The sequence below is a fragment of the Mycobacterium sp. genome, from assembly GCF_049683935.1.
In the GTDB taxonomy this organism is placed as follows: domain Bacteria; phylum Actinomycetota; class Actinomycetes; order Mycobacteriales; family Mycobacteriaceae; genus Mycobacterium.
The window spans coordinates 1-8,625 of sequence record NZ_JBAUJR010000185.1 but is presented as its reverse complement, the minus strand read 5'-3'; the positions used below and the strand labels follow the sequence as shown (position 1 = coordinate 8,625).

11 protein-coding genes are annotated in these 8,625 nt (G+C 65.3%); 10 read left to right on the top strand and 1 reads right to left on the bottom strand.

From position 1 onward, the window contains the following. The 10 genes from WA965_RS10215 to WA965_RS10170 form a co-directional block, all read left to right on the top strand. On the top strand, window positions 1-244 hold a 244-nt coding region (locus WA965_RS10215), incomplete at its 5' end, for an ADP-ribosylglycohydrolase family protein (RefSeq protein ID WP_526447469.1). Next, a complete protein-coding gene (locus WA965_RS10210; RefSeq protein ID WP_526303321.1) occupies window positions 241-1,755 on the top strand; it encodes a purine-cytosine permease family protein in 1,515 nt (504 codons plus the stop codon). The genes WA965_RS10215 and WA965_RS10210, both read left to right, overlap by 4 nt. Next, window positions 1,748-2,710, top strand: coding sequence for a PfkB family carbohydrate kinase (locus WA965_RS10205; protein ID WP_526303322.1), 963 nt, complete (start codon window positions 1,748-1,750; stop codon window positions 2,708-2,710). The genes WA965_RS10210 and WA965_RS10205 overlap by 8 nt, the downstream gene beginning before the upstream one ends. Next, window positions 2,707-3,657 carry a helix-turn-helix transcriptional regulator gene (locus WA965_RS10200; RefSeq protein ID WP_526303323.1) on the top strand — a complete coding sequence of 317 codons (951 nt, stop codon included), beginning with the start codon at window positions 2,707-2,709 and terminating at the stop codon, window positions 3,655-3,657. Before WA965_RS10205 ends, WA965_RS10200 begins: the two co-directional genes overlap by 4 nt. A 225-nt stretch (window positions 3,658-3,882) precedes the next feature. Then, window positions 3,883-4,743, top strand: a complete 861-nt coding sequence (locus WA965_RS10195; protein WP_526303324.1) for an alpha/beta hydrolase — start codon at window positions 3,883-3,885, stop codon at window positions 4,741-4,743. Between the two features lie 31 nt (window positions 4,744-4,774). Continuing rightward, window positions 4,775-5,650, top strand: a complete 876-nt coding sequence (locus WA965_RS10190) for an alpha/beta fold hydrolase (RefSeq protein WP_526303325.1) — start codon at window positions 4,775-4,777, stop codon at window positions 5,648-5,650. A 32-nt stretch (window positions 5,651-5,682) separates the two neighbouring features. After that, window positions 5,683-6,507 (top strand): enoyl-CoA hydratase/isomerase family protein, encoded by an 825-nt coding sequence (locus WA965_RS10185; protein ID WP_526303326.1) that lies wholly within the window; start codon window positions 5,683-5,685, stop codon window positions 6,505-6,507. A gap of 47 nt (window positions 6,508-6,554) precedes the next feature. After that, the gene (locus tag WA965_RS10180) at window positions 6,555-6,956 is read left to right on the top strand and encodes a PPOX class F420-dependent oxidoreductase (RefSeq protein WP_526303328.1); all 402 of its coding nucleotides are present in this window, start codon (window positions 6,555-6,557) and stop codon (window positions 6,954-6,956) included. 73 nt (window positions 6,957-7,029) lie between these two features. Beyond that, a complete protein-coding gene (locus WA965_RS10175) occupies window positions 7,030-7,458 on the top strand; it encodes a nuclear transport factor 2 family protein (RefSeq protein WP_526303327.1) in 429 nt (142 codons plus the stop codon). Between the two features lie 250 nt (window positions 7,459-7,708). Beyond that, window positions 7,709-8,260 carry a YaeQ family protein gene (locus tag WA965_RS10170; RefSeq protein ID WP_526298684.1) on the top strand — a complete coding sequence of 184 codons (552 nt, stop codon included), beginning with the start codon at window positions 7,709-7,711 and terminating at the stop codon, window positions 8,258-8,260. Between the two features lie 134 nt (window positions 8,261-8,394). On the opposite strand, the gene WA965_RS10165 is transcribed toward WA965_RS10170, so the two are convergent. Beyond that, window positions 8,395-8,625: putative PEP-binding protein (locus tag WA965_RS10165; protein ID WP_526447467.1), on the bottom strand; the 231-nt coding region annotated here is incomplete at its 5' end.

Genomic DNA, 8,625 nt, shown 5'->3' with positions numbered 1-8,625 from the left:
GGCTTCGATGTTCCCCGGAGACCCATGGGAGGTGTGCCGGCGCGCCGCCAGTCTCGGCGGGGACTGCGACACGATCGCCGCGATAGCCGGCGCGGTCGTCGCCGCACACGTCGGCGCCAGCGCCTTCCCCGCCGAGGTCATCGCCGAACTCATGGCGGCCAACCCGGACCTGGATCTGGATTCGCTCACCAAAGACCTCGTCCGCCTGCGACTGACGGCCACCGGTGCTGAGGTGCCCGGGTGACCGAGTACAAGGGTGACACGGTGGGCGTCATCGAATCGCGCGGTATCGAGCCCGTCCCAGACGAGGAGCGCCACGGCGAACCACTCGGGTTGTTCTGGATGTGGTTCGGCGCCAACATGGGCGTACTGGGAATCACGTTGGGCGCCGCGCTGGTGACGTTCACCGGGTTGAACGTGGTGCAGGCGGCGATGGTCGCCGCGCTGGGGGCGGCCGGATCGTTTCTCCTGGTCGGACTGCTCAGCACGGCCGGCAAGCGAGGTGGTGCGCCGGCGTTGACGCTTTCGCGTGCGGTGTTCGGCATCCGGGGCAACTGGGCGCCAACCCTGGTGTCGTGGCTGGGCTTCGTCGGCTGGGAAACCGTCATGTGCACCACAGCGGCGTTCGCCTTGATCCGCGTCCTGAGCCTCATCGGCGTTCCCACCGGCACCGTCACCACCGCCGCCTGCGTCCTCGTAGTGGTGATGGTCGCCGCCTTTGTCGGACTCTTCGGCCACGCCACCGTCATGTGGGTGCAGAAATGGCTGACTTGGGTGTTCGGCGCGTTGAGCGTCGTCGTCGTGGGGCTGTTGCTGCTGACCGTCGACTGGGCCGAAGTGCTCGACATGCCCGCCGGATCGTGGACCGCGGTCATCAGCGGGGTGGGATTCATCGCTGCGGGAACGGGATTGGGCTGGCTGTCGGCTGGTGCCGACTACACCCGCTATCTGCCGCGAGCCACCCGCTCAGCGCGGATCGTGGCGGCGACCGTCGCTGGTGCGGCCCTCCCGCTGGTGGTGCTGATCTCCACCGGTGCGTTGATGGCGTCGGGGAACGCGGAGTTGGCAGCAGCCAACGATCCCGTCGCCGCAATCGGTGCGGTCCTGCCGAACTGGATGCTCATCCCGTATCTCACGACCGCGGTGTTCGGGTTGATCGCCGGCGCGGATCTGTCGATGTACTCCTCGGGACTGAACCTGCTCACCGGTGGGATACGTATCCGGCGCACCACCGCGGTCGCCATCGACGCCGTGCTCATCACTGCGGGTGGCTTCTACATCACGATCATGGCGCAGGACTTCTTCGGTCCCTTCACCGCCTTCCTCACCCTGCTGGCGGTGCCGTTGACCGCCTGGGCGGCGGTGTTCCTGGTCGACATGAGCACCCGCCGTTCCTACGACGCGGCGGACCTGGTAGATACCACCTCGGGCAGCGTGTACTGGTACCGCCTGGGCGTGAACTGGCCCGCGCTGCTGGCCTGGCTGGCGGGAATCACGTTGGGCGTGTTGTTCACTCGCGCCGGTGTCGGCGACACAGTGTGGTTTGCCGGTCCGTGGGCGTCGACCTGGGTCGGGCAGAACTCGCTGGGCTGGTTGGTCGCCGGCGTCACTGCCGCGGCGCTCTTCTCCACACTGAGCCAGCTCAGCTCTCATAATTCTTCGAAGGCACCGTCCGACAGCGTGATTCGACAGGTGTCCACCCCGTCCGCTGCCAGCATCGTGGATGCCGATCGGCCGAGTCCTTCTCGTGGTTGACCGCGGACGGGTGATTTCGCTGGCCAGCATCCTGGTTGACCTCGCGGTCGAGGTTCCACGTCTGCCGGACAGAGGTGGCGACATACTGGCCGCCGGGACCCGTACCGACGCAGCCGGCGGATTCAACGTCATCGCAGCCGCCGCACGTCAGGGCGCCTCGTGCATCTACGCCGGGCCGCACGGCACCGGGCCAAACGGAGATCGTGTCCGAGCCGCAGTGCACGACGCGGGCATCACCGCGGCGTTCCCCGCCCGATCCGACGGCGATACCGGATTCTGCATCGTGCTAGTCGAACCGGACGGAGAACGGACGTTCATCACCACTCCTGGCGCCGAATCCAGTACACAGACAGCGGATCTCGACGTCCTCGACGTGCGACCCGCGGACCTGATCGCACTCTCGGGCTACGACTTGGTCTACCCGGGCAGCGGACCGGTGATCGCCGAGTGGCTGACACACCTCGAACGGGGCATTGTCGGCCCGCAAGTCCTGCTCGACCCCGGACCACTGATCGCTGATATCCCCGCAGAGGTGTGGTCGCGCGTCCTTCCCCGTCTCGACGTCCTGACATTGAACCAACGCGAGGCGCGCATCCTCGCCGACGCCGGCGACGCCCGCCACGCCGATCTGCTGACGGCGGTGCTGAGTCAGCCGGGCATGTCCGGCGACCTCGCGGTGGTGCTGCGGGAAGGTCCGCACGGATGCCTGGCCACAGGTGGACCACTCACTGACTCTGTCGTGCATATCCCCGCACCAGTGGTCGGCGCTGTCGTCGACACCACGGGAGCCGGGGACACCCACACCGGCGTGCTCCTCGCCTGTCTCGCACGCGCTGAAACCCTCACCGCTGCCCTCACCGCGGCCACCGACGCGGCCAGTGCCTCGGTCACCACCTCAGGGCCGGCGACGGCACCCACCAGCGGTACGACAAGGGAATCACGCCCATGCCCATGAGCTTCGACCTGGACTCGATCGAGCCCGCTGAGCGCGAGCCGGCACTACGGGAACTGCTGCAGCAGAACCCGGTGCCGATCGACGTGTCCACCATCCCCGTCGACGAACTGCACGTGTCCACGACGGCGGACTACTTCGGCCGGCTGTTCATGGTGTCGTGCAACGGCCGCGGCGCAATTGTGCATCGCGGCGCGCACCGCGTCGACGAGGACCACGAACGGACCATGATGTTGTCGGTCGTCACCTCCGGCACCTCGGTGTTCCAGCACAACGACACCATCACCGACGCCAGCCGCGGCGACGTCGTTCCGTACAGCTCGGCACAGCCCTACAGCGCCACTTTCGACAACGTGGCCAAGCACACCTTCATGGTCGACTACGACGCGTTGGAACTACCCGAAGGCGTTCTGGATTACCAACTGGGACAACTGATCAACCGCGGTCATACACTGGGGTCGATCGTCGCCCGCTATCTGGTGGACCTCGGCTCACACGCGGTGTATCTGCCCGATGCCGAACGCCAGGCCTTGGAGCGCCCCACCCTGGAGATGCTGCGGGCACTGTTCGCCGTAACGGCCGGCGACGACTACCGTGCCCGTGAGCCACTGCACGAAAGCCTCGGCGTGCGGATGATCGAGTATCTGAAGATGCACCTGCGCGATCCGGATCTGAACATGGCGCGACTGGCCAAGGAGCACGGCATTTCCGAACGGTATGCCTATCTGATCCTGTCCAAGCACGGCATCACCCTCGGCGACTGGGTGCGCAGCCAGCGCCTCGAAGGTGCTGCCCGCGAACTGATCCGTGACGACGGCGCCAAACGGACGATTGCCGAGATCGCCTACAGCTGGGGATTTCCTGACCAGGCCAACTTCACCCGCGCCTTCCGCCGACTCTTCAGTGAGAGCCCGCGCGAGTATCGCAAGAACCATCTCGGTTCTGTCTGACGTCAGTTTCCCGTGCTGGAAGTGACCGCTTCCTCGCGCTCCCGATCAAGACTCGAGGCGGGTGCCTTCTACGACGCACGGTTCATGCCGTCGTCATATCCGAATGAGCACCGCGGTGTGCACGAAATGCACTGTTTCCGTGCGCATCTGATCAAGACCGGTAGACCGCCCGTTCCATAGCGTTATCACCAACACCCACCCCGCCAACCCGAGGGAGCACACCCGATGCCCGGAAAGCACGAAAACCAGAACGTCACGCAATGGGAACTCGCCGAAGTCGAACGCGCCAACGCGTCGGGCCTGCGACCCGTGGTCTTCGTGCACGGCCTGTGGCTGTTACCCAGTAGTTGGGACGGCTGGCGCAACCTGTTCGAGGAGAACGGCTACACCACGCTCGCGCCGGGATGGCCCGACGATCCCCGCACCCGGCAAGAGGCCTACGCCAACCCCTCGGTGTTCGCCGGAAAAGACGTCCAGACCGTCACCGATCACTACCTGGCCGTCATGTCCGGGCTGCGGCAGAAGCCCGTCGTCGTCGGGCACTCCTTCGGCGGCTTGATCGTCCAGAAGATCGCCGATGACGGCGCAGCCGCCGCGACCATCGCCATCGACAACGCGCCCATCAAAGGCGTTCTTCCTCTGCCGTTCTCGGCACTCAAGTCCGGCTTCCCAGTGCTCAAGAACCCCGCCAACCGCAAGAAGGCGATCACGTTAACCTTCGAACAGTTCAAGTACGGATGGGGCAACAACCTCTCCGAGGCCGAAACCCGCAAGCTGTACGACACCCACCACGTGCCGGCCTCCGGCATGCCACTGTTCCAAGCGGGTTTGGCCAACTTCAGCTTCAGCAAGGCGTGCAAGGTCGACGTCAAGAACCCCAACCGCGGTCCGCTGCTCATCATCTCCGGAACCAAGGACACCACCGCACCCAAGGCGTTCACCTACGGCAGCTACAAGAAGCAACTCAAGAACCCCGAGACGACCGAGTACGTCGAGGTCGAAGACCGCGGACATTCGCTGGTCATCGACCACGGCTGGCCCGACGTCGCGGACGAAGCCCTGAAATTCGCCAAGCGCTTCGCCTGAATATGTCGCGCCGAGCCCAGGAAGTAGCGAGATGACCACTGCCACAGACAAGACCACCGCACTCACCGCGCCGAATCAGACCGTCGACGTCGACGGCCGCACACTGGCGTACCGCACGTTCGGCACCGGCCCAGACCTGGTGCTCTGCATACGGCTGCGAGGAACCATGGACAGCTGGGACCCCCTGTTCCTCGACAAGCTGGCCGAGAGCTTCACCGTCACCGTCTTCGACTACTCGGGGCTGGGCTATTCCACCGGCCAGCCCAGCTACGGCAAGACCGACATGGCCAAAGACGTCAACGATCTCGTCGACGCCCTCGACCTGGGCCCGGTCATCATCGGCGGATGGTCCCTGGGCGGATTCGCCGCAATGGTGTTCACTGCTCTGCATCCCGAGAAGGTCAGCCACGTGCTGGCTATCGGCACCATGCCGCCGGGACTGATGGCCAAGCCATCGGAGGACCTGTTCTTCCCCACAGCCATGAAGCCGGTCTACAGCGCCGAAGACGAGTACATCCTGTTCTTCGAACCGAACTCGGCGCGCAGCCGCGCCCTCGCCGACGCCTCCCTGGCGCGCATCGCCGAACGCGGCGAGGTCACCGACTTCGCCACCCCTGCCGAGGTATTCAACACCTCCCTGATCGCCTCCAGCGACCCGACCACCCCGTTTCCCGACCCCGACGGCGCCTACTCGCAGTTCTTCGCCACCACCGACATCCCGGTGTTGGCACTGTCGGGCGACCACGACCTGGTGTTCCCGGTCGAGAACTGGTACGCCGTCAACGACACCTGGCCGACACTGTTCGTGGCCACCTGGCCCGACAGCGGGCACGGACCCCAGCACCAGTACCCCGAGATGAGCGCCGACGTCATCGCCAGCTTCGTCACCCACACCCCAGCCCCCTGAGACCCGCTCAGTGTCGCGAAAGAAGCTGCAGCATGCCCCTTTTGACCATCACCGAGCCTGTGCTCGGATACCAGCACGTCGTCATCGACAATCCGCCGCTGAACTTGTTCGACCCCGACCTAGTCGGTGAGCTGAGTGCCGCGCTCAGCGCTTGGGAGGGCGGGGACTCGGTGAAGGTCGTGGTCTTCGAGTCCGCCAACCCCGACTTCTTCATGGCCCACGTCGACCTGCTCCGCGCCGACCAGTTCGACCGCAACCCGCAACCGACCACCGGGCTGGCGTTATGGCCTGACATTGCCGTGCGGCTGGAGGTAGCACCGTTTCTCACGGTCTGCTCCATCCGCGGGCGCGCCCGCGGCGTCGGTAGTGAGTTCGCCCTGGCCTGCGATCTGCGGTTCGCCAGCCGGGAGAAGGCCATCTTGTGCCACCCCGAGGTCGGGTTCGGTTTCATCCCCGGCGGCGGCGGAAGCGAGCGCCTCGCCCTCAACACCGGGCGCGCTCGCGCCCTGGAGATCATCATCGGCGCCAACGATTTCGACGCCGATGCCGCCGCCGCCTACGGGTGGATCAACCGTGCCCTGCCCGACGCCGAACTCGACCAGTTCGTCGTCACCCTCGCCCGGCGCGTGGCCGGCTTCGACCGGGCCGCCATCTCCGCAGCCAAAGAGACGCTCAACTCCCACGGCGGCCTGCCCGACATTGCGTGGTTCACCGCCACCGAGGACCGCTTCTACCAGTTGCTCGCCGACCCCGCCGTACAGCAGCGGATCGCCGGGTTCCTCGGCGCAGGAATGCAGCAACCAGGTGATTTCGAGCTACACCTGGCCGACAGGATCACGGCGTCAGAACACACCTGACACCAATCCAATTGACGACTCACTACGCCGACGGGACCACCAACGCCATGGCCGCCTTCACCGATATCGCACGATCCCGGAACATCCTGCTGACCACGTTCACCAAGGACGGCAGACCCAAGCCGACCGTCATCTGGGCCGCTCCCGACCAGGATCGTCTCCTGGTGATCACCGAAGCAGACTCGTGGAAAGTCAAGCGGATCCGCAACAACCCGCACGTCACCGTCGCCGCCAGCGACCGCCGCGGTCGCCCAAAAGGTCCACCCGTCGACGCGACGGCAACAATTCTCGATCCTGCTGAGACAGCACAGGTCTACGCCGCGGTCGCCCACCAGTACGGCCCGCTCGGCGCACTGTTCCAGTTCTTCAGCAAGCTGCGCGGCGGGATGCGGCGCAACGTCGGCATCGCCCTCGTGCCGACGGACAGATCAGTCGGCACCAACCACTGAACAACACAAGTCCGCGCATGCGGTCACAGAATCAAAGTCCCTAGACAGCAATCGATTCAAGGAGAGAACCGTCATGGAAACAATCACAGTGGAGCATCTGCTGTCCCGCTACTACGAGGTGCTGAACAGTCATGATCTCGACGGCATCACCGAGGTGCTCACCGAAAACGCCGAGTTCGACGACGACTTCGTTCCCGGTGCTGTATTCCACAGCGCTGGCGAGGTGCGTGACGTCTTCAGCGCGATGTGGCATGCGTTCCCCGACCTGACATTCACCATCCTCAACGGCCCATTCTTCGATGATGCCGCTGGGCAATCGATGGTCCACGGGCGAATCACCGGAACTCTCGCACAGGCTCTCCCAGACTTCGGACTGATCAAGGTCGGCGGCGGGATCGACCAGGAGTACATGGCTCTGTACTCAGCATCCGGCACCCAACTGTCCTACGTCCGCGTCTGCCTCGACCGCTCGGTGACCGCCGGCCAACTGGGCGAGCACTGACAGACGCTCGGCATCAGCGCGGAGACTCCCGGGCTCGCCATCCTGGCCCATCGTGTCGTCGCCGCCGACCGATTCAACAGCCGTCAAGCCGATCTCGTCGATCAACACGTCGGAGTGCTGGCGCTTGTCGGCTATCGGCCCGATAGCGACCCTGTCCGGCTCGCAGAATTCTACCGAACCAGCGCCGACTTCATAGACGATCATGCGAGCCTGACTGCTCGGGAAACACCACCAGGGTGGACACTATGACGTGGCCCTTTCTGCAACAGTGTTCAAAGTCGAACTCGGCGTCTCCGATGTCGATCACGGTTACTACGCCGATCACACGCTGACCGTGGCCCGTCATCCCAGTGAAACCGATGAGCGGATGGTGGTGCGGTTGTTGGCGTTTGGTCTGCGCGCACACCGGCTCAGCGACGTCGACGGCGAGTTGGCGTTCGGGGCGGGCCTGTCCACCCCTGGGGTTCCGGACTTGCGGCTCGCCGACTACACGGGCCGGATCCTGGAGTGGATCAACGTCGGCCAGCCCGATGAACGCGCCTTGGGCAAGGCGGCCAGCCAGGCCGACCAGGTGTGGCTGTTCCCGTTCGCCGCCGGCGTGTCCACCTGGTGGCGCACCGTCGGCCCCAAAGTGGTGGGGCTGCCGAACCTGTCTGTAATGCAGATACCGCACGCACCGGTGCAGCAACTGGCTCAGACTGTCGATCGACGGGTCGCGGCGCAGGTGATGGTGATGGAAGGCCAGGTGACGATGACCGTGGGCGGTGTCGACGTCACCTTCACGCCCGAGCCATTGGGGTGAACGTCTGAGCCAGAGGTGCTGCGCTCCTATTTCGTAGGCGCGCCTGATCGCCTTCGTTTGGAAGCTGCGTCCCTATCTCATGCAAGGTCAAGCGAACGAATTTCAGCTACGGCAAGCCGATCGAACCGATCGCGTCAGCCCAGCACAGCCCGAGCCGCCGCACGAGCGTCGGCGGCGCTGGACGTGGTCAGAACCGCTTCGGCCGCTTCCTTGCACTGCGCCAGCGTGACCTGAGCCAGCTTCGCCCCGACACCCTGCACGGCTGCGGCGGCCGCCGACAGTGACGTCACGCCCAGGCCGGTGAGCACACACGCCAGCAGCGGGTCGGCTGCAGCCTCGCCGCAGACGCCGACGGGCTTGCCCGC

Coding starts and splice junctions, on each gene's coding strand:
- WA965_RS10200 (WP_526303323.1), top strand. CDS start 2,707: ATGAGCTTCGACCTGGACTCGATCGAGCCCGCTGAGCGCGAGCCGGCA.
- WA965_RS10195 (WP_526303324.1), top strand. CDS start 3,883: ATGCCCGGAAAGCACGAAAACCAGAACGTCACGCAATGGGAACTCGCC.
- WA965_RS10190 (WP_526303325.1), top strand. CDS start 4,775: ATGACCACTGCCACAGACAAGACCACCGCACTCACCGCGCCGAATCAG.
- WA965_RS10185 (WP_526303326.1), top strand. CDS start 5,683: ATGCCCCTTTTGACCATCACCGAGCCTGTGCTCGGATACCAGCACGTC.
- WA965_RS10180 (WP_526303328.1), top strand. CDS start 6,555: ATGGCCGCCTTCACCGATATCGCACGATCCCGGAACATCCTGCTGACC.
- WA965_RS10175 (WP_526303327.1), top strand. CDS start 7,030: ATGGAAACAATCACAGTGGAGCATCTGCTGTCCCGCTACTACGAGGTG.